This is a genomic window from Ruegeria sp. D6, from assembly GCF_056534365.1.
In genome coordinates this window covers 319552-345999 of sequence record NZ_JBQFPH010000001.1, presented here as the reverse complement: position 1 = coordinate 345999, position 26448 = coordinate 319552, and the positions used below count along the sequence as shown (strand labels likewise).

32 protein-coding genes are annotated in these 26448 nt (G+C 58.3%); 2 read left to right on the top strand and 30 right to left on the bottom strand.

All coding sequences use genetic code 11. The annotated features are described in order from the left end of the window. The first annotated feature begins 61 nt into the window (after positions 1 to 61). Entirely contained in the window at positions 62 to 460 is a 399-nt protein-coding gene (locus ACR0A1_RS01700) for a DUF983 domain-containing protein (RefSeq protein WP_170647708.1), read from the top strand. Then, positions 457 to 1158, top strand: a complete 702-nt coding sequence (locus tag ACR0A1_RS01695) for an NUDIX hydrolase (protein WP_480737400.1) — start codon at positions 457 to 459, stop codon at positions 1156 to 1158. Before ACR0A1_RS01700 ends, ACR0A1_RS01695 begins: the two co-directional genes overlap by 4 nt. Here ACR0A1_RS01695 and ACR0A1_RS01690 read toward each other — a convergent pair. The 30 genes from ACR0A1_RS01690 to ACR0A1_RS01545 all read right to left on the bottom strand — a co-directional run bounded on the left by ACR0A1_RS01690 (position 1155) and on the right by ACR0A1_RS01545 (position 26447). Next, positions 1155 to 2822, bottom strand: coding sequence for a ribonuclease J (locus ACR0A1_RS01690; RefSeq protein ID WP_480865979.1), 1668 nt, complete (start codon positions 2820 to 2822; stop codon positions 1155 to 1157). The two genes, ACR0A1_RS01695 and ACR0A1_RS01690, sit on opposite strands and share 4 nt — an antisense overlap. Beyond that, on the bottom strand, positions 2819 to 3598 hold the full coding sequence (locus tag ACR0A1_RS01685; RefSeq protein WP_223117778.1) for a type III pantothenate kinase: 780 nt from the start codon (positions 3596 to 3598) through the stop codon (positions 2819 to 2821). Before ACR0A1_RS01685 ends, ACR0A1_RS01690 begins: the two co-directional genes overlap by 4 nt. 12 nt (positions 3599 to 3610) lie before the next feature. After that, a complete protein-coding gene (locus ACR0A1_RS01680; RefSeq protein WP_170403973.1) occupies positions 3611 to 4360 on the bottom strand; it encodes a biotin--[acetyl-CoA-carboxylase] ligase in 750 nt (249 codons plus the stop codon). Between the two features lie 54 nt (positions 4361 to 4414). After that, positions 4415 to 5857 (bottom strand): NADH-quinone oxidoreductase subunit NuoN, encoded by a 1443-nt coding sequence (gene nuoN, locus ACR0A1_RS01675; RefSeq protein WP_170397032.1) that lies wholly within the window; start codon positions 5855 to 5857, stop codon positions 4415 to 4417. Between the two features lie 15 nt (positions 5858 to 5872). Continuing rightward, the gene (locus ACR0A1_RS01670; RefSeq protein WP_170403976.1) at positions 5873 to 7417 is read right to left on the bottom strand and encodes an NADH-quinone oxidoreductase subunit M; all 1545 of its coding nucleotides are present in this window, start codon (positions 7415 to 7417) and stop codon (positions 5873 to 5875) included. Next, positions 7417 to 9546 carry an NADH-quinone oxidoreductase subunit L gene (nuoL, locus tag ACR0A1_RS01665; protein ID WP_480865977.1) on the bottom strand — a complete coding sequence of 710 codons (2130 nt, stop codon included), beginning with the start codon at positions 9544 to 9546 and terminating at the stop codon, positions 7417 to 7419. Before nuoL ends, ACR0A1_RS01670 begins: the two co-directional genes overlap by 1 nt. Before the next feature lie 6 nt (positions 9547 to 9552). Continuing rightward, on the bottom strand, positions 9553 to 9858 hold the full coding sequence (gene nuoK, locus ACR0A1_RS01660; RefSeq protein ID WP_005984024.1) for an NADH-quinone oxidoreductase subunit NuoK: 306 nt from the start codon (positions 9856 to 9858) through the stop codon (positions 9553 to 9555). 4 nt (positions 9859 to 9862) lie between these two features. Beyond that, a complete protein-coding gene (locus ACR0A1_RS01655) occupies positions 9863 to 10465 on the bottom strand; it encodes an NADH-quinone oxidoreductase subunit J (protein WP_170397038.1) in 603 nt (200 codons plus the stop codon). After that, on the bottom strand, positions 10462 to 10872 hold the full coding sequence (locus ACR0A1_RS01650; RefSeq protein WP_010442761.1) for a carboxymuconolactone decarboxylase family protein: 411 nt from the start codon (positions 10870 to 10872) through the stop codon (positions 10462 to 10464). Before ACR0A1_RS01650 ends, ACR0A1_RS01655 begins: the two co-directional genes overlap by 4 nt. Then, positions 10869 to 11363, bottom strand: a complete 495-nt coding sequence (gene nuoI / locus ACR0A1_RS01645) for an NADH-quinone oxidoreductase subunit NuoI (protein WP_170397042.1) — start codon at positions 11361 to 11363, stop codon at positions 10869 to 10871. The genes ACR0A1_RS01650 and nuoI overlap by 4 nt, the downstream gene beginning before the upstream one ends. Position 11364: 1 nt before the next feature. Next, positions 11365 to 12402, bottom strand: coding sequence for an NADH-quinone oxidoreductase subunit NuoH (nuoH, locus tag ACR0A1_RS01640; protein ID WP_039534288.1), 1038 nt, complete (start codon positions 12400 to 12402; stop codon positions 11365 to 11367). Continuing rightward, on the bottom strand, positions 12395 to 12610 hold the full coding sequence (locus ACR0A1_RS01635) for a hypothetical protein (RefSeq protein WP_170424099.1): 216 nt from the start codon (positions 12608 to 12610) through the stop codon (positions 12395 to 12397). Before ACR0A1_RS01635 ends, nuoH begins: the two co-directional genes overlap by 8 nt. Further along, the gene (gene nuoG, locus ACR0A1_RS01630; RefSeq protein WP_223117776.1) at positions 12607 to 14628 is read right to left on the bottom strand and encodes an NADH-quinone oxidoreductase subunit NuoG; all 2022 of its coding nucleotides are present in this window, start codon (positions 14626 to 14628) and stop codon (positions 12607 to 12609) included. The genes ACR0A1_RS01635 and nuoG overlap by 4 nt, the downstream gene beginning before the upstream one ends. A gap of 2 nt (positions 14629 to 14630) precedes the next feature. Next, entirely contained in the window at positions 14631 to 15035 is a 405-nt protein-coding gene (locus ACR0A1_RS01625; RefSeq protein WP_480865974.1) for a DUF5333 domain-containing protein, read from the bottom strand. A 98-nt stretch (positions 15036 to 15133) separates the two neighbouring features. Next, positions 15134 to 15493, bottom strand: coding sequence for a hypothetical protein (locus ACR0A1_RS01620; protein ID WP_170403988.1), 360 nt, complete (start codon positions 15491 to 15493; stop codon positions 15134 to 15136). 76 nt (positions 15494 to 15569) lie between these two features. Then, complete coding sequence (locus ACR0A1_RS01615; RefSeq protein ID WP_170403991.1) at positions 15570 to 16073, bottom strand: DUF3291 domain-containing protein; 504 nt, start codon at positions 16071 to 16073, stop codon at positions 15570 to 15572. Continuing rightward, positions 16070 to 16486 (bottom strand): MAPEG family protein, encoded by a 417-nt coding sequence (locus tag ACR0A1_RS01610; RefSeq protein ID WP_170647694.1) that lies wholly within the window; start codon positions 16484 to 16486, stop codon positions 16070 to 16072. Before ACR0A1_RS01610 ends, ACR0A1_RS01615 begins: the two co-directional genes overlap by 4 nt. 5 nt (positions 16487 to 16491) lie before the next feature. Then, the gene (gene nuoF, locus ACR0A1_RS01605) at positions 16492 to 17790 is read right to left on the bottom strand and encodes an NADH-quinone oxidoreductase subunit NuoF (protein WP_170403997.1); all 1299 of its coding nucleotides are present in this window, start codon (positions 17788 to 17790) and stop codon (positions 16492 to 16494) included. 6 nt (positions 17791 to 17796) lie between these two features. Further along, positions 17797 to 18024 (bottom strand): DUF5337 domain-containing protein, encoded by a 228-nt coding sequence (locus ACR0A1_RS01600; RefSeq protein WP_480865971.1) that lies wholly within the window; start codon positions 18022 to 18024, stop codon positions 17797 to 17799. A gap of 30 nt (positions 18025 to 18054) precedes the next feature. After that, on the bottom strand, positions 18055 to 19155 hold the full coding sequence (gene nuoE, locus ACR0A1_RS01595; RefSeq protein ID WP_170511206.1) for an NADH-quinone oxidoreductase subunit NuoE: 1101 nt from the start codon (positions 19153 to 19155) through the stop codon (positions 18055 to 18057). Then, positions 19155 to 20378, bottom strand: a complete 1224-nt coding sequence (locus tag ACR0A1_RS01590) for an NADH-quinone oxidoreductase subunit D (RefSeq protein WP_010442773.1) — start codon at positions 20376 to 20378, stop codon at positions 19155 to 19157. The genes nuoE and ACR0A1_RS01590 overlap by 1 nt, the downstream gene beginning before the upstream one ends. Then, positions 20378 to 20503, bottom strand: a complete 126-nt coding sequence (locus ACR0A1_RS01585; protein ID WP_010442774.1) for a hypothetical protein — start codon at positions 20501 to 20503, stop codon at positions 20378 to 20380. Before ACR0A1_RS01585 ends, ACR0A1_RS01590 begins: the two co-directional genes overlap by 1 nt. Further along, positions 20503 to 20676 carry a hypothetical protein gene (locus ACR0A1_RS01580; RefSeq protein ID WP_170397057.1) on the bottom strand — a complete coding sequence of 58 codons (174 nt, stop codon included), beginning with the start codon at positions 20674 to 20676 and terminating at the stop codon, positions 20503 to 20505. The genes ACR0A1_RS01585 and ACR0A1_RS01580 overlap by 1 nt, the downstream gene beginning before the upstream one ends. A 3-nt stretch (positions 20677 to 20679) precedes the next feature. Further along, the gene (locus ACR0A1_RS01575; RefSeq protein WP_170511208.1) at positions 20680 to 21282 is read right to left on the bottom strand and encodes an NADH-quinone oxidoreductase subunit C; all 603 of its coding nucleotides are present in this window, start codon (positions 21280 to 21282) and stop codon (positions 20680 to 20682) included. Between the two features lie 12 nt (positions 21283 to 21294). After that, the gene (locus tag ACR0A1_RS01570) at positions 21295 to 21828 is read right to left on the bottom strand and encodes a NuoB/complex I 20 kDa subunit family protein (protein ID WP_010442777.1); all 534 of its coding nucleotides are present in this window, start codon (positions 21826 to 21828) and stop codon (positions 21295 to 21297) included. After that, positions 21819 to 22184 carry an NADH-quinone oxidoreductase subunit A gene (locus tag ACR0A1_RS01565; protein WP_010442778.1) on the bottom strand — a complete coding sequence of 122 codons (366 nt, stop codon included), beginning with the start codon at positions 22182 to 22184 and terminating at the stop codon, positions 21819 to 21821. The genes ACR0A1_RS01570 and ACR0A1_RS01565 overlap by 10 nt, the downstream gene beginning before the upstream one ends. A 182-nt stretch (positions 22185 to 22366) precedes the next feature. Next, complete coding sequence (locus tag ACR0A1_RS01560) at positions 22367 to 23149, bottom strand: crotonase/enoyl-CoA hydratase family protein (protein WP_480865968.1); 783 nt, start codon at positions 23147 to 23149, stop codon at positions 22367 to 22369. Between the two features lie 3 nt (positions 23150 to 23152). Continuing rightward, positions 23153 to 24007, bottom strand: a complete 855-nt coding sequence (locus ACR0A1_RS01555) for a hydroxymethylglutaryl-CoA lyase (RefSeq protein WP_170397063.1) — start codon at positions 24005 to 24007, stop codon at positions 23153 to 23155. Between the two features lie 79 nt (positions 24008 to 24086). Next, positions 24087 to 26018: an acetyl/propionyl/methylcrotonyl-CoA carboxylase subunit alpha gene (locus tag ACR0A1_RS01550; RefSeq protein ID WP_480865966.1), complete on the bottom strand. Its 1932-nt coding sequence runs from the start codon at positions 26016 to 26018 to the stop codon at positions 24087 to 24089. A gap of 3 nt (positions 26019 to 26021) precedes the next feature. After that, complete coding sequence (locus ACR0A1_RS01545; RefSeq protein ID WP_170511216.1) at positions 26022 to 26447, bottom strand: ASCH domain-containing protein; 426 nt, start codon at positions 26445 to 26447, stop codon at positions 26022 to 26024. Between the last annotated feature and the right edge of the window lies 1 nt (position 26448).

The following is a 26448-nucleotide window of genomic DNA, read 5'->3' as shown; positions in this document are numbered from 1 at the left end:
CCCCTTTTCCGTTGGGTCTGATCCTGCCTATATGCCTCCAGGAAAGATGCGCGAGATACATATGATTGACCAAACTATTGACAGTTCGCTCGAAGAAGACCGCCCAACAAAACCCGCATTGATCCGAGGGTTCCGGTGCAAATGCCCGAATTGCGGTGAGGGTGCGCTGTTGCACAGCTATCTCAAGGTGAATGACACCTGTTCGGAATGCGGGGAGGAATTGTTCCATCATCGCGCTGATGACGGCCCGGCCTACCTGACGATCCTGCTGGTGGGGCACCTTCTGGCACCCGCCCTTCATGTCTCTTACGTGCAGTGGCGTCCCGATCCATGGACCATGGCGATTGCATTCTCGATCGGCTGCGTCGCGCTATCCCTGTTCCTTCTGCCCCGTCTCAAAGGGGCCGTTGTCGCCTATCAATGGGCGCGGCGGATGCACGGGTTTGGCAAGGCCGGATGACGGCGGATAAAACCGCAATCCGGGATGCTGCTACCGTAATCGTATTGCGTGATCGGTTCACAGACCCGTCGATCCTGATGGGCCAACGCGGTGCCAAGGCTGCGTTCATGCCGAACAAATTCGTATTCCCGGGCGGCGCGGTTGATGCTTCCGATGCAGGCATCCCGCTCAGTACGCCATTGCCCGATCTATGCACCGATCGCCTGTCACAACAATCAGCGCCAAACTTGCAGACCTCTCTGGCTGTCGCGGCGATCCGAGAGTTGTGGGAAGAAACCGGGCTTGTTCTGGGACAACAAGGGGGTTGGCAAGGCGCGATTCCAGCCGATTGGCAAAGCTTTGCGGCGATGGGCTACCTGCCGTCTGCGGAAGCACTGCAATTTGTCTTTCGCGCAGTCACACCACCGGGGCGACCCCGCCGGTTCGACGCCAGGTTCTTTCTGGTCGATGCGGACGCGATTCAGGGGGATCTTGACGACTTCACCCATGCCTCGGACGAGCTATCGCATTTGCAATGGGTCAAGATCAGCCAAGCGCGGGAGTTCGACCTGCCCTTCATCACCGAAGTTGTTCTGGCCGAAGTCGCTGCCCGTGCAGAGGACCCGAACCCGCCTGAAACCGTTCCCTTCTTTCTCAACAACGAAGAGGCCAGCCTTTTCCTGCAGCTTAGGGGCTATCCGATGCCCTATGCAGATTAACGCATTCGGCTAACAACCACTGTTACCTCGGGTTTCTTGCCGATCTCGGCCTGCGCGGTCTGACGTGCGATCCGGCGCAACCCTTCTTCCAGTTTGTCGTCATCACGCAGCGTCTTTGCGCCCGCACGCATCAGGAACTGGTTCAGGTCCTCTTCCAGCACCTCAATCAGCCCCGCGCGGGATGATCCCGTTTCGGGCAGGCCCATCGTATCGCACCACGGCTCACCCAGCGGTTCGTCTTCTTCGTCCAATATCACGGTGATGATGATATGGCCGTTCAGCGCCATCCGAATCCGGTCGCGCACCACGCCGTCCAAGGCGCCGATTTTGACTGTACCATCCAGATAGGTCCGGCCAGTCTCGATATAATCCGCCACTTTGGGCGCATTCCCAGTCAGATCCAGCATAGTGCCGTTAACAGCGAGAATCCCAGTGCGACCACCCGTTTCGGCCAGTTTGGCATGCTCACGCAAGTGGCGGTGTTCGCCATGCATCGGGATGACCATCTGCGGATCGATCAGGGCGTGAACCTTCTCAAGATCAGGCCGGTTGGCGTGACCCGAGACGTGATACAGACCAGAGCTGTCATCGACCACATCCACGCCCTTCTCACTGAGCTGGTTCATGATGCGGATTACGCCACGTTCATTGCCGGGAATAGTCTTGGACGAGAACAGAAACAGATCGCCCTCTTTCGCTTCTAGCCCGCGATATTTACCACGCGCCAGTTGAGCGCTGGCCGCGCGGCGCTCGCCTTGGCTGCCAGTCACAATCAACATCAGGTTCGCGCGCGGCACGTCGACGGCCTCTTCAGCGCTGATAACCTTTGGAAAATCGGTCAGGATGCCGGTCTCGGTCGCCGCCTCGATCATACGCCGCATCGCACGACCCAGCAGTACGACCGAACGGCCGGCTTTCTGTCCCGCCTCTGCCAGCGTTTTCACGCGTGCCACGTTCGAGGCAAACGTGGTTGCGATGACCATGCCGCTGGCCTCTTGAACCAGACGGGTGATCTCGGGGCCGACTTCGGATTCCGAACGCCCGGGATGGCTTGAGAACACATTGGTACTGTCACAGACCAACGCTTTGACGCCGGGCTTTGCCACCTCGGCCCACAGATCGGGATCGAATGGTTCGCCCACGACCGGGTTGGAATCGAGCTTGAAATCCCCCGTATGCACCACGCGTCCGGCAGGCGAGTCGATAACGAGCCCTGCACTTTCAGGGATGGAATGCGAAACCGGCAGGAAGCCAACGGTAAACGGGCCAGCCTTGATCTGTTCGGGCCATGGAGACGCAGTTTGCACCGCCTCGGTCGGGTGGCCGCGTTCTTCCATCTTGCGACGCGCGATATTGGCGGTAAAAGCGCGCGCGTAGACCGGCGCGCCCAAAGCCTCATAACAGTGGGCCACCGCCCCGACATGATCTTCGTGCGCGTGAGTGACAAAAACTGCTTCCAGCTGATCGGCGCGCTCTTTCAACCAGGTGATGTCTACAAAGATCAGATCCACGCCGGGCGAGGTGTCCATGTCCGGGAAGGCAACGCCAAGATCCACAAGGATCAACCGCTCTTGCCCCGGCTTACCGTAACCATAGACATAGGCATTCATGCCGATTTCGCCTGCACCGCCCAGCGGCAGATAGATCAGTCGTTCACTGCTCATGTTGAGCCATTTTCCTTGTTATAGCGATGTATCACGGTCAACCCGTGCATCGTCAGATCATCCTCGATAGCGTTAAAACCCACGTCAGCCTGATCAAAAAGAGGCGCCAGGCCCCCGGTACCGACGACTTTCATCGCCATTCCGTATTCAGCTTTCACGCGCGAGATCAGCCCTTCGATCAGGCCGGAATATCCCCAATACACGCCGGACTGGATACAGCCAACCGTGTTTGTTCCAATCACTTTTTCGGGCCTCGTGATGTCGATATGCGGCAACGCCGCGGCACCCTGATGCAGTGCCTCAAGGCTCAGGTTCACGCCAGGGGCGATGATACCACCGACGTAGGCGCCGTCGGCTGCGACCACGTCGAAATTCGTGGCGGTCCCAAAGTCAACCACAACCACATTGCCGCCATGGCGGTCGAACGCCGCCGCCGCGTTGGCCAACCGGTCCGGACCGGGCACGGTGCCTTCGTCCACGCGCGGATTGACCGGCAGCAGGCAATCTGGCTTGCCAACAACAATCGGCCGGCATCCAAAAAAGCGATCAGCAAAGACCCGCAGGTTGAACACCACGCGTGGCACGGTTGAGGCGATGATCACATCCGAGATATCAGCTTCGATACCGTAGTGTTTCACCAAGGTTGAATACCAGGTGAAATAGGCGTCCGCTGTGCGGGCATGGTGGGTTGAGGTGCGCAGAGTGCACAGAAACTTTTCGCCATCCCAGATCGAGAAAACGGTGTTGGTATTGCCGCAATCAATCGCCAGAAGCATCCCGCGCCCCTTTCAGAAGTAAACATCCGCAGCCGGAATGCTGACCCGGCCCTTGGCGGTGTTTAGGACAAGGCTGCCACCCACGTCTACCGTTTCGAAGGTTCCAACCGTTTCGGACGTGGCTGTACGAGCGGTTATGACTTCGCCCAACCGCGCTGCTCGGGATAGCCAGGCTGTGCGGATCGGTTCGAACCCGTAGGTCATGAACTGGGTCTCATAATGCGCATAAGCTACCGCCAGTTCGGTCAGAAAATCCTCGGGGGTGGTGAGCGCGCCGGTTTCCGAGAGCAGAGAAACAGGTCGCACCGCTCCGGCTTCGACGCGATCAGTGCCCGGTGCCTCGGACAGGTTCACCCCAACCCCTATCGCCAGATGTGACACCCCCCGGCCCTGCCCCGTGCTTTCTAGCAGGATACCCGCTAGTTTTCCGCCGTTGAGCAGCACGTCATTGGGCCATTTCAGTGCCAAACCTACTGCGCGCCCCGTTACCGCCACACAGGCATCATACAGGGCGAGCGCTGCGACAAAACTTCGAAGGGCCGCCTGTTCCGGATCACCCGGCGGGCGCATCAGCAAAGTCGCTGCCAGATTACCTTTGGGGTTGGCCCAGGCTCGCCCGCGCCGACCACGCGCGGCGGTCTGATGATGTGCCATGATCCAGACCGGACCGGTCGCTGTTGGCGCAAGCCGCACCGCCTCATTCAGAGTACTGTCGACTTCTTTCAGTATATGCAGGCCATATCCCTGCGGCCATTCGCTCATGTCAAAAAGGCCCGGTCGCGCGACCGAGCCTCGGTTGATCGAAACGCGGCAGTATCAGTTGACAAGCGTCGCCGCAGCAGCTGCAGCTGCCCCTTCCACACCGAACTGATAAAATACGCCAATCAACATCAGAGCCGCAGAGCCCATCAGCGCTGCCCACAAAACCGGGGTCGAGCGGATCTCGATCGGGTCTTCATTCTCCGCCCCGAAATACATGTAGAACACGATCCGCAGATAGTAGAACGCACCGATGACCGAGGCGATGGCCGAGACGATCACCAGCCCGAACAGGTCGGCATCGATACCCGCTTGCCAGACGCCGAACTTGGCGAAGAAGCCCAGCATCGGTGGCACGCCCGCCAGACTGAACATCAGGATCAGGACCGCCAGAGCTTTGCCCGGATCGCGCTTCGAGAACTGACGTAGCGCATCAATATCAGTGACCGGTTTGCCATCACGCTCCATCATCAGGATGAATGCGAAGGTTCCGATGTTCATCGTCACATAGATGGCCAGATACATCAGCATTGCCTTGATGCCCATCTCGGTCCCGGCGGCCAGTCCGATCAGAGCATATCCCATATGGGCAATCGACGAAAACGCCATCAGCCGCTTGATGTCCCGCTGCCCGATGGCCGCAACCGCGCCCAGCAGCATCGACAGGACCGAAAGCAGCACGATCACTTGCTGCCAATCCTTGATCACGCCTCCGAATGCGTCATGCATCAGGCGCGCGAACAAGGCCATCGCAGCCACTTTCGGAGCGGTAGCGAAGAACGCTGTAATCGGGGTCGGTGACCCTTCATACACATCCGGCGTCCACATGTGGAACGGCACGGCCGAGACCTTGAAGGCCAGACCCGAGATCATGAACACCAGGCCAAACAGGAGGCCAATCGAGACATCTCCATGATGCACCGTTTGGATGATACCCGAGAACAGCGTGGTGCCAGTGAAGCCGTAAACCAGCGACGCACCATAGAGCAGCAAGCCAGAACTCAACGCGCCCAGCACGAAGTATTTCAGACCGGCTTCGGTGGATTTGGCACTGTCGCGCCGCAAGGCGGCCACGACGTAAAGCGACAGCGACTGCAGCTCAAGCCCCATATAAAGCGACATCAGATCGCCTGCGCTAACCATCATCATCATGCCTACAGCCGCAAGTGCGACCAGCAGAGGATATTCAAAGCGCAACAGATCGCGGCGCGCCATATATTCCTGGCTCATCAGCAATACCGCAGCGGCAGACAGCAGAATCGCAACCTTTGCAAATCGAGCAAAGCCGTCATCCACGAACATGCCGTTGAAGGCCACGTTGGTACCTTCGCCATTCATCGCAATCCAGATTGCCAACACCGCCATCAGACCTGAAGTGGCCCAGACCAGCATGGGAGCCAGAGCATCCTTGGTGGTGTAGACAGCCCCGATCAGCGCCGCCATCGCATAAATTGCCAGAACAATTTCCGGCAGGATGATTGTCAGATCAGCCTGGATCATGTCTCCAAAGCCCCCTTAATGCGAAGCGGCTGTCTGGGTTGCGGCTTCAGCCGCGGCCAGAGCCGTGTCATAGTTCGAGATTAGCGCTGCGGTGGATTGCCCGATCACATCGGTCACCAGCGAGGGATAAACCCCAAGCAGAATGGTCATCACGATCAGCGGCGCGAAGATCAGCCGCTCGCGCGAGCTCATGTCTGTGATGGCCTTGAGGCTTTCCTTGATCAGATCTCCAAAGACTACCCGGCGATAGAGCCATAGCGCATAGCCCGCCGAGAAGATCACACCGGTTGCAGCCACAGCCGTCACCCAGGTGTTGACCTGGAATGCGCCCATCAGGGTCAGGAATTCCCCGATGAAGCCCGATGTACCAGGCAAGCCGACATTGGCCATGGTGAACAGCATGAAGACCAGAGCGTAAGCCGGCATCCGGATGACCAAACCGCCATACGCCTCGATATCGCGGGTGTGCATCCGGTCATAGATCACGCCAACACACAGGAAGAGCGCTGCGGAAATGAACCCATGACTGAGCATCTGGAAGATCGCGCCATCAATGCCCTGCTGGTTCGCTGCAAAGATACCCATGGTCACAAAGCCCATATGCGCGACCGAGGAATAGGCGATCAGCTTCTTCATATCCTCCTGCACCAGCGCGACCAGAGAGGTGTAGACAACAGCAATCGCCGACATCCACAGCACCACATCGGTCATCACCGCAGACCCTACCGGGAACATCGGCAGGCTGAAGCGCAGGAAGCCATAGCCGCCCATCTTCAACAGGATCGCCGCCAGCACGACCGAACCTGCCGTCGGCGCCTGAACGTGCGCATCCGGCAGCCAGGTATGCACCGGCCACATCGGCATCTTCACCGCGAACGACGCGAAGAAGGCCAGGAACATCAGCGTCTGCATGCCGCCGACGATATAGATGCCCAGCACGCTAAACCCTTCGGACGAGAACTGATGGCTCATCAGCGCCTCGATATCCGTAGTGCCCGCATCCGCATACATCGCAACCATCGCCACCAGCATCAGCACCGAGCCGAGGAAGGTGTATAGGAAGAACTTGAAGCTGGCATAAATGCGGTCCTTGCCACCCCAGATACCGATGATCAGGAACATCGGGATCAGGCCTGCCTCGAAGAACAGGTAGAACAGCACGAGATCCAGCGCCATGAACACGCCCAGCATCAGCGTCTCCAGCAGCAGGAATGCGATCATGTATTCCTTGACCCGGTCCGTGACCTGCCAGCTGGCCAGAATGGTCAGCGGCATGATGAAGGTGGTCAGCAGCACGAAAAGAACGCTGATCCCATCGACACCCATCTTGTACTTCAGGCCCAGCAGCCACTCGCCCTCTTCCACCATCTGGAAGCCGGTGTTGGACGGATCAAAGCCGGTATAGATGCCGATTGAGACCAGAAAGGTCACGGTTGTGGCAACCAGCGCAACCCATTTGGCGTTGCGCTGCGCGGCTACGTCCTCGCCATGCAGAAACAGGGCCAGAATGCCTGCTGCGATGGCGGGGATGAAGGTGACAATAGATAGGATATTGTCCATTAGTTTGCGCCTCCGCCGATCGACATCCAGGTGACAAGAGCGGCGATGCCCAAAACCATCCAGAAGGCGTAAGTAAAGATGTAACCCGTCTGAGCTTTGCCTGCGAGGCGGGTAAAGAAGGGCACCACGCCCATCGAAACCCCGTTCAGGAAGCCATCAATCGTGTTGCCGTCACCGCGTTTCCACAGGAACCGACCCAGCGCAACGGTAGGTTTGACAAAGATCGCGTCGTAGATCTCGTCAAAGTACCACTTGTTCTTGAGAAACAGGTACAGCGGCCGCTGGTTCGCCGCCAGACGTGCGGGCAACGACGTGTTCACGATGTAGAACCAATAGGCGACGACAAAACCCAGCAGCATGGCAACAAAAGGCGATACTTTGACCCATTTCGGAGCCTCATGCGCGTCGTTCAGGACATTGTTGTCAGGCGCCATATACAGCGCGCCTTCGCCCGGCTCACCGCCAAAGCTGGCATGCTTTTTGTCCGCCTTGTAGTCACCCTCGCCTTTATCAGCCTTCGCGTCGACTTGGTCGTCATCTGCCTTGGCCTCACCATGAGATGCGTCTGCGGCAACTTCGCCATGACCGCCGGTCTCTTCCGCCAGCGGAATACCGTAGAACTTGGCCACTTTATCGGTGTAGCCGAAGAACTGGTTGTACCACAGCATCCCCGAGAATACCGCGCCCAGAGACAGTACCCCCAACGGGATCAGCATGACCATCGGACTTTCGTGCGCGTGCTCATGCGTATGCTTGTCGCCACGCGGCTCGCCATAGAAGGTCAGGAATATCAGACGCCAGCTGTAGAATGAGGTGAACACCGCTGCGATTACCAACATCCAGAAGGCATAACCTGTGCCACCTACAAAGGCGCTTTCGATTATGGCATCCTTCGACAGGAACCCGGCGAAGCCAAACGTGGTCAGCGGGATGCCCACACCGGTAATGGCCAGCGTGCCGATCATCATCGCCCAGAACGTATAGGGGATTTTCTTCCGCAGACCGCCGTACTCGGTCATCTCCTGCTCATGATGCATCGCATGGATCACTGAACCAGCACCAAGGAACAGCAGCGCCTTGAAGAACGCGTGCGTCAGCAGATGGAACATCGCGGCTGAGTACATGCCAACGCCGGCGGCGACAAACATGTAACCCAATTGCGAACAGGTCGAATACGCAATGACCCGCTTGATATCGGTCTGCACCAAGCCCACGGTTGCTGCGAAAAACGCAGTCGAAGCGCCAAGGAAGGCTATGAACCCGGTGGCCCCCGGTGCGAACTCCATCAGCGGCGACATACGGCAGACCAGGAACACACCTGCGGTAACCATGGTCGCAGCGTGGATCAGCGCGGACACAGGGGTCGGACCTTCCATCGCATCCGGCAGCCAGGTGTGTAGTATCAACTGCGCCGATTTACCCATCGCGCCAATGAACAGCAGAACACAGATCACCTCGATCGCAGTCCACTCACCCCAGAGGAAGCTCAGTTTTTCCTCCGCCAATGCCGGGGCCGACGCGAATATGTCTGAGAAATTGATGCTGTCGGTCAGGAAGAACAGCGCGAAGATCCCAAGCGCAAAGCCGAAATCGCCCACTCGGTTCACGATGAACGCTTTCATCGCCGCTGCATTGGCGCTGGGCTTGCGATAATAAAACCCGATCAGCAGGTACGAGGCGACACCCACGCCTTCCCAGCCAAAGAACATCTGAACCAGATTGTCCGCCGTCACCAGTATCAGCATGGCGAAGGTGAAGAACGACAGATAGGCAAAGAAACGCGGCTTATAGCTTTCGCCTTCACGCCATTGCGGGTCGTGATCCATGTAGCCGAACGAATACAAGTGAACCAGCGCCGAAACGGTCGTCACCACGATCAGCATGATCGCCGTCAGACGGTCCAGACGAATGGCCCAGCTTGTCGACAGCGAACCACTTTCGATCCAGCGCATGATCTCGATCTGCTGGGTGTGGCCATCAAATGAAAGGAAGACGATCCAGCTGAGCAGGCAGGCCAGAAACAGCAGGCCCGTTGCGGTCCACATGGCGGCTTTCTCACCAATGAAGCGCCAGCCAAAACCGCAGATCAACGCACCCACGAGCGGGGCAAAGAGGATGGTGGTTTCCATATTCTCTTACCCCTTCATCATATTGACGTCTTCAACCGCGATGGTGCCACGGTTGCGGAAGAAGCAGACCAGAATGGCAAGGCCAATCGCCGCCTCAGCCGCCGCAACTGTCAACACGAACAGCGTAAAGACCTGCCCGACCAGATCGCCGAGGAAACTAGAGAACGCCACGAGGTTGATATTCACCGCCAGCAGCATCAACTCGATGCTCATCAGCAGGATGATGACGTTCTTGCGGTTCAGGAAGAGACCGAAGATGCCGATGACGAATAGCGTCGCCGCGACCGTAAGATAGTGTTCAAGTCCGATCATCGTCTCAAAGTCCCTGCCCCGGTTTCACGTCCTTCAACTCCATCGCTTTGGCCGGGTCGCGCATCATCTGGCCGATGATGTCCTGACGCTTGATGTCCTGACGGTGGCGCAGTGTCAGCACAATGGCACCGATCATGGCCACCAGCAGGATCAGGCCCGCCAGTTGGAACAGAAGGAAGTATTGATCGTATAGAATGACGCCGAGCGCCTCAGTGTTGTGGCGGTCGCTCGGTACCGGCTGCGCCAGATTGGCGGCGGCACCCTGCGCGCTGTCCCATGCTCCGATGGCCATGACGAACTGCATCAGGATCACCAATCCGATCAACAGCGCCAGCGGCATGTAGCGCGCCATCTCGGCCTTCAGCTCGGCAAAATCCACATCCAGCATCATCACCACGAAGAGGAACAGAACCGCAACCGCGCCGACATAAACGATAATCAGCAGCATCGCCACGAACTCGGCCCCCAGCAGCACGAACAGGCCCGCAGAGGACAGAAAGGACAGGATCAGCCACAGCACCGAATGCACCGGCTGGCGGCTGATCACCGTGAACAGCCCGCCGGTGATGGCGCTGATGGCAAACAGATAGAAGGCAAAGACGGTCATTGATCCTCATCCTCGTTATCACCCATGACCTCTTGCGCCAGATCCAGCGCACGGGTCATGGCCGGGATGCCGGCAAAGACCGACATCTGACCGATCGTTTCCACGATCTCTTGTTTCTTGGCGCCAGCTTCCAGCGCGTGGCGCACGGTCTGACGCACCGCCGAGTCCGCCTGAGCGCCCTGACAGGTCAGCCCAGCCAGCGTCAGCAGCAGGCGCGTTTTGGCGTCCAGCCCGTCCTTGTTGACGGTATTGCCGAACATCATCTCCATGACCTCTTTCGGCATGGTTGGCCACAGCGCCTCGAACCCTTTGGGCGAGAAATTTTCCATCGCCGGGTTCATCGCCTTGGCCATGTCCTGAGCTTGCTTCATCATCAGCTCGAACGGATTTGTCGGACTGTCACTCATCTGTACGGCGCGTCCATTTCCAGATTGCGAGCGATTTCGGCTTCCCAGCGTTCGCCATTATCCAGCAGTTTCTGCTTGTCGTAGAACAACTCTTCCCGGGTTTCGGTGGCGAATTCGAAATTCGGGCCCTCGACGATGGCATCAACCGGACATGCCTCCTGGCAGAAACCGCAATAGATGCATTTGGTCATGTCGATGTCATAGCGCGTGGTGCGGCGGCTTCCGTCTTCGCGCGGCTCGGCATCGATGGTGATGGCTTGTGCAGGACAGATCGCTTCGCACAGTTTGCAGGCGATGCAGCGTTCCTCACCGTTCGGATAACGGCGCAGGGCATGTTCACCCCGGAACCGCGGGGACAAGGGCCCCTTTTCATGCGGGTAGTTCACGGTGGCTTTTGGGGCGAAGAAGTATTTCAAGCCCAATTTCATTCCGACCCAGAAGTCCTGCAGCAGGAAATACTTGGCGGCGCGGGTGTAGTCGATTTGAGTCATATCAGCCTCCTACGCTCCAACGGGCAAACGCGCCCCAGAACCAGTCGAATTTCGCCGCGAAGGCCACGAAGACGACCCAGACGAGGCTGAACGGCAAGAACACTTTCCAACCCAGGCGCATCAACTGGTCATAGCGGTAGCGGGGTGTGATCGCCTTGACCATCGCGAAGATGAAGAAGAAGAACGCCATCTTGGCAACCATCCACAATACGCCGTCAGGCAGGCCTGGGATCGGGGACAGCCAGCCGCCAAAGAACAGCAGTGTGGTCAGAGCACACATCAGGAAGATGGCGATGTATTCACCAGCCATGAAAAGCAGGAAAGGCGTGGCCGAGTATTCGACCTGATAGCCTGCAACCAGTTCCGATTCCGCCTCGGGCAGATCGAAAGGTGGCCGGTTGGTTTCAGCCAATGCCGAGATGAAAAACAGGAACACCATCGGGAAATGCGGCAGCCAGTACCAGCTGAAGAACCCGAACGAGCCATCCTGTGCGCGGACGATATCACCAAAGTTCATCGAACCGGTCGAGATGATGATGCCGATGATGATCAGACCGATGGATACCTCGTATGAAATCATCTGCGCGGCAGAGCGCAGCGACCCAAGGAATGGATACTTTGAGTTCGACGCCCAACCACCCATAATCACGCCATAAACCTCAAGCGATGAGACTGCGAAGACATAGAGGATGGCGACGTTGATGTCCGACAGGACCCAGCCATCGTTGAACGGGATCACCGCCCAGGCGATCATCGCGAGGACAAAACTGGTCAATGGTGCGAGGATAAACACTGTACGGTCGGCACCTGCGGGAATGACGACCTCTTTCACCACATATTTCAGTGCGTCCGCCACCGATTGCAGCAGGCCGTATACGCCGACAACGTTGGGGCCGCGACGCATCTGGACGGCGGCCCAGATCTTGCGGTCGCCGTAAACGAGGAACAACAGCGAGATCATCACGAACGCAACAACAGCAAGCACTTGCGCCAGAATGATGATGGCTATTCCGCCTGGGGTGTTAAAGAAGTCAGCCATTGGTCCTCACACCGTGGGTATTTTGATTTCCGCGTGCGATGCAAAGGCCAGATGCCTGCGCAATCTGCGGCTGGGTCGGCGCGTTGGTGTAAACAGCATCTGCCGTCTGTACGCCACCCTTAATCTTCAATTTCACACGCAAATCCGGCGCGGCTATCTGCCACCCGGGCACCGCGTACGTCTGCGATATGAAACGTTTCTGGTTCATTCAGCCGCAATCTTCTCAGTCTTGCGGGTCTGCGCCTGTGCCGATAGTTCGGCCATCAATTGCGAGGCGCGGGCAATCGGGTTGGTCAGGTAGAAATCCTTGATTGCATTGCGGAAGCTGGCTTCTCCCAATTTTCCGGCTTGTAGCGCCGCTGCTTCATTCTCAATCACCTCATCAATGCGCGCCAGATGCGGAACAGATTCGAGCAAGGAGGTGCGCAACTGAGCCAATGTATCGTAGGGCAGAGTAGCCCCCAGCTCGGCAGACAACGCCCTTAGGATTGCCCAGTTTTCCTTGGCCTCTCCCGGTGCAAAGCCTGCGCGCATGGCGAGTTGAGGACGCCCTTCGGTGTTCACGAACAGACCGTTTTCTTCTGTGTAAGCCGCCCCCGGCAGGATCACATCTGCGCGGTGCGCGCCACGATCGCCGTGACTGCCCTGATAGATCACAAAAGCACCCTCGCCGATCTCGACTTCGTCAGCACCGAGGTTATAGATCACATCGGCCGCGTTGACCGCCTCCATGCCACTTTCGTTGGTCGCATCCACATCCATCGCACCTACGCGCGATGCCGCGGTGTGCAGAACGATCAGCCCACTTTCGGTATTGCTTGCAATGGCTTGCGCGGCGGCCAGAACGGCAGAGCCATCGGCCTCCTGTAGCGCGCCCTGCCCGACGATGACAAGAGAGCGCTTGCTCTTGATCTCATCATCACCACCCATATCAACGATGGTCTGCAGCGCGGCACGGTCGCTGCCTACATGGTGATACTCATAGGTCAGATCGACGGCAGGCCCGACCAAGGCCACCTCGGCGCCGTGTGCCCAGGCCTTGCGGATACGAGCATTCAAAACCGGAGCCTCGTCACGCGGGTTGGTCCCGATCAACAGGATACGTTCAGCTGCATCAATATCTTCGATTGCCGCGGTCCCGGCATAGGCTGCTCGGTTACCCGCAGGCAGTTTGGCGCCGTCGGTGCGGCACTCAACGATACCGCCTTGCCCTTCGATCATCTGTTTCAGCGCATAGATGGCCTCAACCGAAGCCAGATCACCTACGATCCCAGCCGGTTTCTCGGCCCCCTTAAGAACCTCAGCAGCTTTGTTCAGTGCTTCTGGCCATGTGGCAGGACGCAGCTTGCCGTTTTCGCGCACATAAGGCCTGTCCAGTCGCTGACGCCGTAAGCCGTCCCAGACAAAGCGGGTCTTGTCGCTGATCCATTCCTCGTTCACACCGTCATGGTTGCGCGGCAGAAAGCGCATCACTTCACGCCCTTTGGTATCTACACGGATGCTTGAGCCCAAAGCGTCCATCACGTCGATACTCTCGGTTTTGGTCAGTTCCCAAGGGCGAGCGGTGAATGCATATGGCTTCGAGGTCAACGCCCCTACCGGGCACAGATCGATGATGTTGCCCTGCAGGTTCGAATCCAGCGTCTGGTTCAGGTACGAGGTGATCTCGGCATCTTCGCCGCGTCCGGTCTGACCCATCTGGGTGATCCCGGCGACCTCTGTGGTGAAGCGCACGCAACGAGTACAACTGATGCAGCGAGTCATCGCGGTGCCAACCAGCGGACCAAGGTCCAGATCATCCACGGCACGCTTGGCTTCTTTGAAGCGCGTCCCTGACAGACCATAGGCCATGGCCTGATCCTGCAGGTCACACTCACCGCCCTGATCGCAGATCGGGCAATCCAGCGGGTGGTTGATCAGCAGAAACTCCATCACCCCTTCGCGGGCCTTCTTGACCATGGGCGAGTTCGTCTTGACCACCGGTGCCTGCCCTTCCGGACCCGGACGCAGATCGCGCACCTGCATCGCGCAGGAGGCCGCCGGTTTCGGCGGGCCGCCCACGACCTCGACCAGACACATCCGGCAGTTCCCGGCAATCGACAGACGCTCGTGATAGCAAAAGCGCGGCACCTCGACCCCGGCCTGCTCGCAGGCCTGGATCAGTGTCATCGCGCCATCGACTTCGATTTCCTGCCCGTCGATATTGACTTTGCGGAGGTCAGACATCGCTAGTTCGCCCTCAAATACACGCCTATGGCGCTGTTTCTTTCAATCTCTTTCCGCCCTAACGTGCAGAAAGAATTGGGATTTTCATAAGACACGCCGTTTTGGATCAGATACGCCTCACCTTTGGCGCGCATCCTGTCTTTCTCGGTATCCGAGTCCACATAGGCGCGGATTTCCTTGTCCGAATATCCCAGTTTGTTCGCCTTGGACCGCAGATCCCACATCACCCCAATCGCCTTAAGTCGACGCCCGCTGATCGACGGACAGTACTCCGAAATCTCATTTGCGATCGCGATGTAGTAGAGTTCGTTGTCGATCTCTTTGATATCCCTCAAGGGTGGTTTGGCTTCGGCCATTACAGGCATCGAAATCGCGCAAATCGCGGCCAGAAGTCGTACAACAGTCATGACATTTCCTTTCGTCTTGGGATTCCCAAGACGGCGGTCAGCCGGGCTGCTATGCAATAACAGCCCATGGGTTTTGCCGTGATATGCGATACGGTGGCTCATGGTCGCTGACAGCTTCCGGCATATGTCAGCTTATCGTTTTCGATCCGTAGATTTTGCGGCTCGGTCTCCGGCCCAACCTTCCATACAATTCTGGACGATCCAAAATTCTGAATGCAGAATTTTGTGCCCTCATAACGGCCTGCTTCGCGTGCGCCTTCCAATGACTGCGAAACGCCATTCACAGTCACAGTGAAATCGGTAGGCGTCGTCTTCTTATCCACGTGTTTAGCGTTGGCGTTGAAGAAAATGCCGTCAAACGCCACGCGGGTCGCCCTCGATTTCGCTGTACCGCAGGCAGATACAAGTAAGCTTCCCACCAATACCATTGTCATTACAAATACGCGCTTCGCCATCATGACCACTCCTGTTTCGTGGCTGGCGCTTGTGGCATCCGCTGATGCGCAGGAGAAAGCGTATGAATCAACATCCCGTTCACTCCGCCGCGACCTGTACGCAACGATTGTCGCGCCACTTGCTGGCCTGTTTCAATTCTGCCCACCCAAAGGCATGCTCGCTGGGTCCTTCCGAGCGCAGCTTTTCCAGACGATCCAGCGCTTCGGCCAAACTGGGGCAATGCCCTTCCCGCACCCACCACATGACAAAATGTTGTTCGCCAAGGATTTCGAACCACTCTTGCCGACGCTCGTAGAACTGTTTGTGGATAGTCCCCCAAACAAATTTCTCAAGGCTGGCGACGTCTTCCCAAACCGTCAGGTTCGCGACGAATTGCGGATCATCCCCGATGCTGTTTTCGGTGTTGCCTGTTCCCGGTTCTCCGGACCCTTCCATCATCCAGACAAAGCCGGACATCCGCTTACCAAGCCCGTTGACGCGATCCAGGTTGGCCATGAATTCAGCCACGCGCGGATCGTCTGTTGGCGCCAACAAACGGCCGACATTCAACTCGGCCAGATGATATCCTTCGGGCTGGATCAAAACGCGGCCACCAACGCAATAAGGCCAAGAATGAACATGCAGGCCCATCCAACCACATAAGCAACAGACCGGACCCCGCTATGCGGCTTGCCGATCCCGCGCAGGTGAATCACCAACATAACAACCCGCGCCAGCAGCGCTATTGAGGCCAGCAGGTTCACCCAGAACGGGCTGGCCCCCAACAGGATCGCCGCGACTGTAACAGTCAAAAAGGCAGGCAGAGTTTCAGTGCCGTTCAGATAAGCGCGGTTCAAACGATAGGCCCTGTCCGAATAATCCTGATCCGGAGTGGCACCCGGTGCCAGCCCCTTGCCCGCTTTTGCAAGCGCCGAGAACGGCGACATGAACAGAACGATCAGGGTAAAGATCACCAAAGCGGCGATCGCGTGGGAATATTCGGCATAGGCTTCCATCGGTCTTACTCCGCTGCCATCGCACCCATGCGGCCCGATTTCTGGGCCTTGATGCGGTCCTCTATTTCTTCTCGGAAATTGCGGATCAGACCTTGGATCGGCCAGGCCGCCGCATCGCCAAGAGCGCAGATCGTGTGGCCTTCAACCTGTTTGGTGACGTCAAACAGCATGTCGATCTCTTCCAGTTCGGCTTCACCGCGTACAAGACGATCCATCACGCGCATCATCCAACCGGTACCTTCGCGACACGGCGTACACTGGCCGCAGCTTTCGTGCTTGTAGAACTTCGACAACCGCCAGATTGCCTTGATGATGTCGGTGGACCTGTCCATCACGATGACCGCTGCCGTGCCCAGACCCGAGCCCAGTTCTCCGCGCAGATAGTCAAAATCCATGATCGCGTCGCGCATGTTCTCACCGCGCACGCATGGCACCGAAGACCCGCCGGGTATTACCGCCAGCAGATTGTCCCAGCCGCCACGAATGCCGCCGCAATGGGTTTCAATCAGCTCTTCGAAGGAGATCGACATCGCCTCTTCGACGACACAGGGGTTGTTCACATGGCCCGAGATCGCAAACAGCTTGGTGCCCGCGTTGTTCTGACGGCCAAAGCCTGCGAACCAGTCGGCACCACGCCGCAGAATCGTGGGCACAACGGCAATCGATTCCACATTGTTCACCGTGGTCGGGCAACCATAAAGACCCGCACCCGCCGGAAACGGAGGCTTCATGCGCGGCATACCCTTCTTGCCCTCAAGGCTTTCGATCAGAGCAGTTTCCTCGCCGCAGATATAAGCCCCAGCGCCGTGATGCAGGAACAGGTCGAAATCCCAGCCGGAACCAGCAGCATTCTTCCCGAGCAGACCCGCGTCATAGGCTTCGTCAATCGCCGCCTGCAGAGCCTCACGCTCGCGGATGTATTCGCCGCGCAGGTAGATGTAGCAAGTATGCGCGTTCATTGCGAAAGACGCGATCAGGCACCCCTCGATCAGCGTGTGCGGATCATGACGCATAATCTCGCGGTCTTTGCACGTCCCGGGTTCGGATTCATCCGCGTTCACCACCAGATAAGCCGGGCGACCATCGCTTTCCTTGGGCATAAAAGACCATTTCAGACCGGTCGGGAAACCCGCACCACCACGGCCGCGCAGACCTGAGTCTTTCATTGTCTGGATGATCCAGTCGCGGCCTTTCTCGATCAGGCCAGCGGTGCCGTCCCAATGCCCGCGGGCCTGCGCGCCTTTCAACGTGCGCTCATGCATCCCGTAGATGTTGGTAAAGATCCTGTCCTGATCCTTCAGCATCGCGTGTTACCTTTGGCTGTCCTGACGCATGCGCCAGAGTTGAAATATGTTGACGCCCGCATAGATGAATCCGGCCAGAGCGGCGAAATCAAACAGCAGCGCGTAGCGCCCCGGCAATCCGATTGCTGGGCCGATGAACAAGGTCATGCCAAGCCAAACCACCATCGTCACGGCGATGACGATGCCGATATGTCGGCCCTTGCGGGCTATGGCCAGTTCCTTATCCGTATCCATCTCATCCTGATGCCCCGAACGGGCACCCGTTTAGTCTTCGTATGTGCCGTCTTCCTTGGCACGTTTGGCGAAATCGGTCTCTTCACCTGCGGCCAGTTTCGCGGCTTGTTCGATCCACCCGTCCCGCTCGATCCGGCCTTTGAATTTCAGGCGCGCATCCACCCAGGCCACTTGCTCGGGTGTCCATGCAGCGATCTGGTCATAGTGGTAAAAGCCCAACTCGTTCAGGGTCTCTTCCAGCTTCGGACCCACACCCTTCAGCATCTTCAGATCATCGGGCTTGCCATCGCGCGCACTGCTCAGCGTTTCCGGTTGATCCTCTTTCGCCGCTTTCGCCTCAGCAGCCTGTTTCACCGCTGGCTTCGCCGGGGCCGGCGCTTTAGGCGGCTTCGGCGCGGCCTTGGCCGCCGTCGCTTTTCCATCCTCGCCCAGCCAAGGGGTCAGGATTGGAACCTCGGTCCCATCGATGCGCTTGACTGTATCGCCCAGATCGCTCGCAAGCTGCACGCTTGCGTTATACTGCGTTCTGCCGCTGTCATAATCCGTCAGGCTGGTCAGACCTTTCAAAGGTTCCGCCGCGTACCGCCCGTTCTGAGGACCCGGAGTAGGCACTTTGCCCGCCACCAGATCATCGAGAATCTTACCAAAGCTCTCGGTCGTCAGGTCTTCGTAGTAATCCTTGCCGATCTGAGCCATCGGCGCGTTGGTGCAGGACCCGAGGCATTCCACCTCTTCCCAGCTCAGCTTACCGTCAGCAGACAGTTCATGCGGCTTGGTCGCGATCTTTTCCTTGCAGACCGCAATCAGATCCTCGGCCCCGCAGATCATGCAGGATGTCGTGCCGCACACCTGAATATGTGCCACCGATCCAACCGGCTGCAGCTGGAACATGAAGTAGAACGACGCGACCTCAAGCACGCGGATATAGGCCATACCCAGCATGTCGGCGACGGATTCAATCGCCGGACGGCTCAGCCAGCCCTCTTGTTCTTGCGCACGCCACAGCAGCGGGATCACCGCGCTGGCCTGACGGCCTTCGGGGTATTTGGTGATCTGCGCTTCGGCCCATTGCTGGTTGGCAGCGGTAAAGGCAAAGCTTTCGGGTTGTTCGGGGTGAAGACGGCGGAGCATTAGCGGTCAATCTCTCCAAATACGACGTCCATGGTGCCGATGATGGCGGCGACGTCGGCCAGTTGGTGTCCTCCGGCAACGTGGTCCATGGCTTGCAGGTGCAGGAAACCCGGCGCGCGGAGTTTGGCGCGGTAGGGCTTGTTGGTGCCGTCGGCGACCAAATAGACGCCGAACTCACCCTTGGGGGCTTCGACAGCGGCATAGACCTCGCCCGCAGGGACGTGGAAGCCTTCGGTATAGAGCTTGAAGTGATGGATCAGACTTTCCATCGAGGTCTTCATGTCCGAACGTTTCGGCGGGGTGATCTTGCCGCGTGCCAGAACGTCACCGGGGCAGTCACGGATTTTGGCGATGGCCTGACGGATGATCAGCAGCGACTGGCGCATCTCTTCCATGCGGACGAGATAGCGGTCATAGCAGTCGCCGTTTTTGCCGACGGGGATCTGAAACTCGAACTCGTCATAGCACTCATAGGGCTGCGCGCGGCGCAGGTCCCATGCCAGCCCCGATCCGCGCACCATTACGCCCGAGAAGCCGTATTTCTGAATGTCATCCTCGGTCACGACTCCAATATCGGCGTTGCGCTGTTTGAAGATGCGGTTTTCGGTCAACAGGCCGTCAATGTCATCGAGAACGGCGGGAAACTCGTGGCTCCAAGCCTCGATATCGTCCAGCAGTTCCGGCGGCAGGTCCTGATGCACGCCTCCGGGGCGGAAATAGGCGGCGTGCAGGCGGGCACCACAGGCACGCTCGTAGAACACCATCAGCTTTTCACGTTCTTCAAAACCCCACAGAGGCGGGGTCAGCGCGCCAACGTCCATGGCCTGAGTAGTCACGTTCAGCAGGTGGTTAAGAATACGACCGATCTCGGAATACAAAACTCGGATTAGCGAGCCGCGACGCGGCACTTCAACACCGGTCAGTTTTTCGATGGCCAGACACCAGGCATGTTCCTGGTTCATCGGTGCCACGTAATCAAGACGGTCGAAATACGGCAGATTCTGCAGATACGTCCGGCTTTCCATCAGCTTTTCGGTACCACGGTGCAATAGGCCGATATGCGGGTCGCAACGTTCGACGATCTCGCCGTCCAGCTCAAGCACAAGTCGCAGAACTCCGTGCGCCGCAGGGTGTTGCGGGCCGAAGTTAATGTTGAAGTTGCGGATCTTCTGTTCTCCGCTCAGCGCGTCCGTGCTGCCGTCATCGTATCTTGAGCCGTCCATCAACGCCCTCGTTTCTTCTTCGCTTCGGCCCGTACCCGGACCTTTTCCGCCTCAGCTGCCTTGGCAGCGGCCCCAGCCAGCAGAACCCCAAGCGCCCCCAACGCAATCAGTTCCCCCAGACCCATCAACGGCGCTCCATCTCTTGCAGTTTCATGGCCATGATCCAAATCAGGATCAGCGTTCCAATCGGGATGACGCAGGCTACGACCCAGTATTTCTCGATCCCGAAATGCGGTAGCAGCTTCAGCATCGGGATAATCGTGGCAACCGTGACGGCAATCCAGATCAGGAACTCCATGACTTACGACTCCTGTTTTTCATCCCCCGGAAGAATGTAGTTCGCACCTTCCCACGGGGACATGAAATCAAATTGACGGTATTCCTGAACCAATGAGACCGGTTCGTAGACCACGCGCTTTTGCGCTTCGTCATAGCGGACTTCAGTATAGCCAGTGGTCGGGAAATCCTTGCGCAGCGGATAGCCGCGGAAACCATAATCCGTAAGGATGCGTCGCAAGTCTGGATGACCCGAGAACAGGATGCCGAACATGTCGAACACCTCGCGCTCGAACCAATTGGCAGAGGGGTGCACGTCCACGATTGAAGGCACCATGTCATCTTCTCGGATCGAGACTCGCAAGCGAATGCGCTGGTTCTGATACATTGACAGGAAGTGGTAGACCACATCGAACCGCTTGGCCCGTTCGGGGTAGTCGACGCCGGTGATGTCAACCAGGGTCGAGAACTGGCAGGTCCGCTCACTTTTGAGAAACTCAATGAATTCCACCAGATTCGAAGGAGCCACATCGACGTTCAGCTCGCCATGGGTCACATCCCAGGCCAGAACGCAATCTGCACGTTTCAGCTCCAACTGAGCGCCGAGTTCTTTGAGTGCTTCGCTCATCTGCCCTCTCCCTTAGCGTACAATCGTGCCGGTGCGGCGGATTTTGCGTTGCAACTGCATCAGTCCATACAACAATGCCTCAGCGGTTGGAGGGCAGCCGGGCACGTAGATATCCACCGGAACAACCCGGTCACAGCCACGAACGACAGAATAAGAATAGTGATAGTACCCACCGCCATTCGCGCAGGAGCCCATCGAGATCACATAGCGCGGCTCGGGCATCTGGTCATAAACCTTGCGCAGCGCCGGGGCCATCTTGTTGGTCAGCGTTCCAGCGACGATCATCACATCAGACTGGCGCGGAGACGCACGAGGCGCGATTCCGAACCGTTCCGCGTCATACCGTGGCATCGACGTGTGCATCATCTCAACCGCGCAGCAGGCCAGACCAAAGGTCATCCAATGCAAGGATCCGGTCCGCGCCCAGTTGATGATGTCCTCGGTCGAGGTCAGCAGAAACCCCTTGTCCTGCAGTTCCGCATTCAGGGCCTGGGTGGCGACTTCCTTGTCGACGCCGGCGGTGTTTGCGCCCGTCATCACTCCCATTCCAGGGCCCCTTTCTTCCATTCATAGGCAAAGCCGATGGTCAGCACCGCCAGGAACACCATCATCGACCAGAACCCAACATCGCTGATGTCTTTGAAGCCAACGGCCCAGGGGAACAGGAAGGCGATTTCCAGATCAAAGATAATGAAGAGAATCGCGACCAGATAGAATCGGACATCAAACTTCATCCGCGCATCGTCGAATGCGTTGAAGCCACATTCATAGGCGCTGACCTTTTCGGGGTCGGGATTGCGGACAGCCAGGACCACAGCAGCCAGAATCAGTACGATTCCAAGGCCTACGGCAACGGCCAGAAACACCAGAATCGGGAGGTACTCCCGCAGCAGGTCTTCCACGTATAGCTCCTTTCCTGCGCAAGTCCCGAAAGGGTGCGCCGTCAATTGGCGATTTGACTGGACATTCTCTATCCCTGTGGGGTCAGAGGGTCAACCGAACAGAAACGCGCAGGTCGGCATTGTTACAATCATCCAGCGGGCTATTGCGGAGAACACTTCTGGAACAAAGTGATCGGCTAAACCTAACTAATCCATGCAGGTTTTCGTTTGTCGAAAAAGGCGCCGATTCCCTCTTGCGCCTCATCAGTTTCCCAACGCGCGACAAGCTGTCGAATGGTGTGGTCAATCACCGCGTCATCAATTCGCGGCCCCAGTGACTGGATCAGCTGCTTGGCCGAAGACACCGCACCGGGTGCACAGGACAGATAGGGAAGCACTTCAGCTTCGACCGCGTCAGCCAACGCCACAGCGGACACCGCGCGGGTCAACAGGCCCAGTTCGACCGCTTCCGCCGCTTCGAACAGGCGGGCAGACATAAAGACGCGCCGCGAACGTGCTTCGCCCATTCGGGCAATGACATAGGGTCCAATCGTCGCCGGGATCAGGCCAAGCCGCGTTTCGGTCAGACCCATCTTCAGGCTTTCCACGCCGATCGCCACATCGCAGACCGAGGCCATCCCAACACCACCACCAAACGCGTTTCCCTGCAACGCGCCGATCAAGGGTTTGGGCAGCGTATTTAAGGCATTCAGCATCTCAGCCAGCTTGCGCGCTTCGGCAAAACGCGTCTCGGGATCGGCAGCCATCTGCGCCTGCATCCAACCCAGATCTCCCCCGGCGCAAAAGCTCTTGCCCGAGGCGGCCAGAACCACCACCCGCACCGCATCATCATTTGCCAATTGCCCAGCGGCCTGGGTTAGCTCTGCAATCATCTGCGCCGACAGTGCGTTGTGCTTCTCGGGTCGATCCAGCGTCAGAGTGGCCACGCCACGCGCGTCTGTGTTCAGCGTAATGGTCTCGAACATATCTTATTCCGCCCGCATTGCCCGCGCCATGCGCGCCGCCTGTTCCAGAACCGGCACATCCAGACCGGTCTCATATCCCAACCGTTCCAGATGTGCGGTCACGGCTTCGGTTGCGACATTACCGGCCGCACCCGGCGCATAAGGGCAACCACCCAGCCCGCCCACGGCGGTATCAAATACCCGCACACCCAAGGCAAGCGAAGCGTCTATGTTGTCGATTGCCCGCCCGTTGGTATCATGAAAATGTCCTGCAAGCCGGGTAACCGGCACTCGTTCGCGCACGGCCAGCAGCATATGAGCAATCTTGTCCGGCGTTCCCTGCCCAATTGTGTCCCCCAGCGAAATCTCATAGCAGCCATGGGCAAACAGCGCGTCCGCCACCTCGGCCACCTTCTCGGGTGGGGTCGGGCCGTCATAGGGACAGTCGGTCACGCACGAGACATAGCCCCGGACGGGCAGATCAATATGTCGTGCCGCTTCAAGAATGGGCACAAACCGTTCGATGGATTCGGCAATCGTCGCGTTTATGTTCGCTTTCGAGAATCCCTCGGACGCCGAAGCAAACACCGCGATCTCATCTGCCTTGGCTGCCAACGCGTCCTCATACCCGCGCATATTCGGCGTCAGCGCAGCGTACCGCACGCCTTCGGTCCGTGTGATTCCAGCCATAACTTCACCGCTGCCCGCCATTTGCGGGACCCATTTCGGTGAGACAAAACTGGCAACTTCGATCCGGTTGAAACCGGCCCGGCTGAGGCAATCGACCAAGGCGACCTTCTCGGCCACCGGGATCTCGCGCTGTTCGTTCTGCAGGCCGTCGCGTGGCCCGACCTCGAATATTTCGACCCGTTCTTTCATCAGCGCATCCCTTCCCGGTTTCTTATCGTTTCAATTGCGGATGGCCCGACTTTGCCACGCAATCCACGGGCCGAACAGATCAATCCTCGGCCAACCGAACCAACGCCGCACCTGCCTCGACCTGTGCCCCCGCTTCGGCCAGCACTTCTGCAACCACGCCATCGCGGGCGGCTAATAGAGAATGCTCCATCTTCATGGCTTCCAGAATGGCCAGCCGGTCGCCCTCTTTCACCTCCTGCCCCGCCGAGGCGAAGACGGCCTTGACCAGCCCGGGCATCGGCGCCTCGATCACGTTGGTGTCACCTGCAGCACTGGCATCGCGGTCCAGAGGGTCAATGACCTCAAATACCTGCCCATAGTCGTCGAATACTGTGACCTGTGACCCGGCCATGACAACATTGGGCATGGGTGTCCCATCGATGGTCCAGCCAGCGCCACGCCGCCGCGCAACAAGCTGCGCACCTTCGATCTCCCAAATCTGCCGATCCGGGCCTTCGACCTGGACATCCAGATCAACAACCTCTCCGTCCCGCAGTAACTGCACAGCGCGATGTAACGGTGCCCATAGCGTAAAGCCCGTTTCAGAGACCGTCTCGGCCAGACCCAACGCCGTCATCGCCGCAGCCACTGCCGAAGCGTTGCTTGCGCCAGCTTCCTGCACCAGATCATCAAGATCCCGCCCGATCAGCCCGGTATCCACGTCGCCCGACGCAAACCCGCTGTGCCGCGTCAGAGCACCAAGGAAGGCGAGATTTGTGACAGTCCCGGCGACCTCGGTCTGGCGCAAGGTCCGGTGGAGATTTTCCAAAGCGACCGCGCGTGTCGGGCCATGCACCACGACCTTGGCGATCATAGGGTCGTACCATGGGCTGATCGTATCCCCGGCGCGCACGCCACTGTCGGCACGGCAGCCTTCCGGGAACTGTAGATGAGTCAGCGTACCCGTCGCAGGCAGAAAGCCTTTGGGCACATCTTCGGCATAAAGCCTCGCCTCAAAGGAATGCCCGCGGATCGACAAATCGCCCTGCCGCTTCGGCAGGCTTTCACCCGCTGCTACGCGCAACTGCCATTCGACCAGATCGACGCCGGTAATGGCCTCGGTCACCGGGTGCTCGACTTGCAGGCGCGTGTTCATCTCCATAAACCAGAACCGATCCGGGCGTAGCCCGTCCGAGGCATCGACGATGAACTCAACCGTCCCTGCGCCCTTGTATCCAATCGCCTCAGCCGCACGCACGCCCGCCTGCCCCATCGCCTCACGCATCTCGGCAGTCATTCCAGGGGCTGGGGCCTCTTCGATCACTTTCTGATGTCGCCGCTGCAACGAGCAGTCGCGTTCAAACAGATGCACCGCATGGGTGCCATCGCCGAACACCTGCACCTCGATATGGCGGGGCTTGGCGACGAATTTCTCGACAAGTACAGCATCGTTACCGAACGCCGTCTTTGCCTCACCGCGCGCGCTGTCCAATGCAGCCGAGAACTCCTCGGGCGCCTCGACCAGCCGCATCCCCTTGCCACCACCACCTGCAACGGCCTTGATCAAAACGGGGTACCCGATGGTATCTGCCGCGCCAGCCAGATGTTCGGGGTCCTGATTGTTGCCATGATAGCCGGGGACGACGGGAACTCCTGCGTCCTCCATCAATACCTTGGCTGCATCCTTAAGGCCCATCTTGCGGATCGCGTCCGCCGATGGCCCGATGAAGGTCAGACCTGCAGCCTCGACTGCATCCACAAAATCCGGGTTTTCGGACAAGAAGCCATAACCAGGATGGATCGCCTGCGCTCCTGTATCCAGCGCCGCCTGAATGATCACATCACCCTTCAGATAGCTTTCGGCTGGGGCCGCGCCACCAATATGCGCCGCTTCATCCGCCATTTGCGCATGCTTGGCCGATGCATCGGCATCCGAATACACAGCCACACAAGATACGCCCATCTTCTGAGCAGTTTCCATGACCCGGCAGGCGATCTCGCCGCGGTTGGCAATCAGGATTTTGTTAAACATAGCTTACCCCTTAACCGCCAGATCTTCGACAAGGCGGAAGCGTTCGCACAGCAATTCCATCTCGGGATCGAACCCGCCATTGCGTTCGAAATACCGGCGATGATCCTCGCGCCATCCCTCAAGCGTTTCATTCTCACCCTCGGCCAACGCAAAGTCTTCGGTCACATCGCAATATCGGCAGGTCGAGACCTCGACCGTTTCGATCACCAAAGCCGGGCGATCATCCCATTCCAGTGCAATATCCTGACGCCCAACGACCGGAATATCTGCACTGCCTTCTGGGTAGTCTCGCAAAGCACCACATGTCGCCGTTTTTCGGCCTAATCTTACCAACGCCAGCAGCTCGGCGCTTAGCGATGCGCTGTCTCCAAACTTGAAGGTCTGCGCGCCCGGGTAGCGGGCCATTACTTCATTCAATGAAACGCTCATC

Excerpts from the sequence above, each read along its gene's own strand:
- ACR0A1_RS01700 (WP_170647708.1), top strand. The coding sequence starts at position 62 with ATGATTGACCAAACTATTGACAGTTCGCTCGAAGAAGACCGCCCAACA.
- ACR0A1_RS01695 (WP_480737400.1), top strand. The coding sequence starts at position 457 with ATGACGGCGGATAAAACCGCAATCCGGGATGCTGCTACCGTAATCGTA.
- ACR0A1_RS01690 (WP_480865979.1), bottom strand. The coding sequence starts at position 2,822 with ATGAGCAGTGAACGACTGATCTATCTGCCGCTGGGCGGTGCAGGCGAA.
- ACR0A1_RS01685 (WP_223117778.1), bottom strand. The coding sequence starts at position 3,598 with ATGCTTCTGGCGATTGATTGCGGCAATACCAACACCGTTTTCTCGATC.
- ACR0A1_RS01680 (WP_170403973.1), bottom strand. The coding sequence starts at position 4,360 with ATGAGCGAATGGCCGCAGGGATATGGCCTGCATATACTGAAAGAAGTC.
- nuoN (WP_170397032.1), bottom strand. The coding sequence starts at position 5,857 with ATGATCCAGGCTGATCTGACAATCATCCTGCCGGAAATTGTTCTGGCA.
- ACR0A1_RS01670 (WP_170403976.1), bottom strand. The coding sequence starts at position 7,417 with ATGGACAATATCCTATCTATTGTCACCTTCATCCCCGCCATCGCAGCA.
- nuoL (WP_480865977.1), bottom strand. The coding sequence starts at position 9,546 with ATGGAAACCACCATCCTCTTTGCCCCGCTCGTGGGTGCGTTGATCTGC.
- nuoK (WP_005984024.1), bottom strand. The coding sequence starts at position 9,858 with ATGATCGGACTTGAACACTATCTTACGGTCGCGGCGACGCTATTCGTC.
- ACR0A1_RS01655 (WP_170397038.1), bottom strand. The coding sequence starts at position 10,465 with ATGACCGTCTTTGCCTTCTATCTGTTTGCCATCAGCGCCATCACCGGC.
- ACR0A1_RS01650 (WP_010442761.1), bottom strand. The coding sequence starts at position 10,872 with ATGAGTGACAGTCCGACAAATCCGTTCGAGCTGATGATGAAGCAAGCT.
- nuoI (WP_170397042.1), bottom strand. The coding sequence starts at position 11,363 with ATGACTCAAATCGACTACACCCGCGCCGCCAAGTATTTCCTGCTGCAG.
- nuoH (WP_039534288.1), bottom strand. The coding sequence starts at position 12,402 with ATGGCTGACTTCTTTAACACCCCAGGCGGAATAGCCATCATCATTCTG.
- ACR0A1_RS01635 (WP_170424099.1), bottom strand. The coding sequence starts at position 12,610 with ATGAACCAGAAACGTTTCATATCGCAGACGTACGCGGTGCCCGGGTGG.
- nuoG (WP_223117776.1), bottom strand. The coding sequence starts at position 14,628 with ATGTCTGACCTCCGCAAAGTCAATATCGACGGGCAGGAAATCGAAGTC.
- ACR0A1_RS01625 (WP_480865974.1), bottom strand. The coding sequence starts at position 15,035 with ATGACTGTTGTACGACTTCTGGCCGCGATTTGCGCGATTTCGATGCCT.
- ACR0A1_RS01620 (WP_170403988.1), bottom strand. The coding sequence starts at position 15,493 with ATGATGGCGAAGCGCGTATTTGTAATGACAATGGTATTGGTGGGAAGC.
- ACR0A1_RS01610 (WP_170647694.1), bottom strand. The coding sequence starts at position 16,486 with ATGGAAGCCTATGCCGAATATTCCCACGCGATCGCCGCTTTGGTGATC.
- nuoF (WP_170403997.1), bottom strand. The coding sequence starts at position 17,790 with ATGCTGAAGGATCAGGACAGGATCTTTACCAACATCTACGGGATGCAT.
- ACR0A1_RS01600 (WP_480865971.1), bottom strand. The coding sequence starts at position 18,024 with ATGGATACGGATAAGGAACTGGCCATAGCCCGCAAGGGCCGACATATC.
- nuoE (WP_170511206.1), bottom strand. The coding sequence starts at position 19,155 with ATGCTCCGCCGTCTTCACCCCGAACAACCCGAAAGCTTTGCCTTTACC.
- ACR0A1_RS01590 (WP_010442773.1), bottom strand. The coding sequence starts at position 20,378 with ATGGACGGCTCAAGATACGATGACGGCAGCACGGACGCGCTGAGCGGA.
- ACR0A1_RS01585 (WP_010442774.1), bottom strand. The coding sequence starts at position 20,503 with ATGGGTCTGGGGGAACTGATTGCGTTGGGGGCGCTTGGGGTTCTGCTG.
- ACR0A1_RS01580 (WP_170397057.1), bottom strand. The coding sequence starts at position 20,676 with ATGGAGTTCCTGATCTGGATTGCCGTCACGGTTGCCACGATTATCCCG.
- ACR0A1_RS01575 (WP_170511208.1), bottom strand. The coding sequence starts at position 21,282 with ATGAGCGAAGCACTCAAAGAACTCGGCGCTCAGTTGGAGCTGAAACGT.
- ACR0A1_RS01570 (WP_010442777.1), bottom strand. The coding sequence starts at position 21,828 with ATGGGAGTGATGACGGGCGCAAACACCGCCGGCGTCGACAAGGAAGTC.
- ACR0A1_RS01560 (WP_480865968.1), bottom strand. The coding sequence starts at position 23,149 with ATGTTCGAGACCATTACGCTGAACACAGACGCGCGTGGCGTGGCCACT.
- ACR0A1_RS01555 (WP_170397063.1), bottom strand. The coding sequence starts at position 24,007 with ATGAAAGAACGGGTCGAAATATTCGAGGTCGGGCCACGCGACGGCCTG.
- ACR0A1_RS01550 (WP_480865966.1), bottom strand. The coding sequence starts at position 26,018 with ATGTTTAACAAAATCCTGATTGCCAACCGCGGCGAGATCGCCTGCCGG.
- ACR0A1_RS01545 (WP_170511216.1), bottom strand. The coding sequence starts at position 26,447 with ATGAGCGTTTCATTGAATGAAGTAATGGCCCGCTACCCGGGCGCGCAG.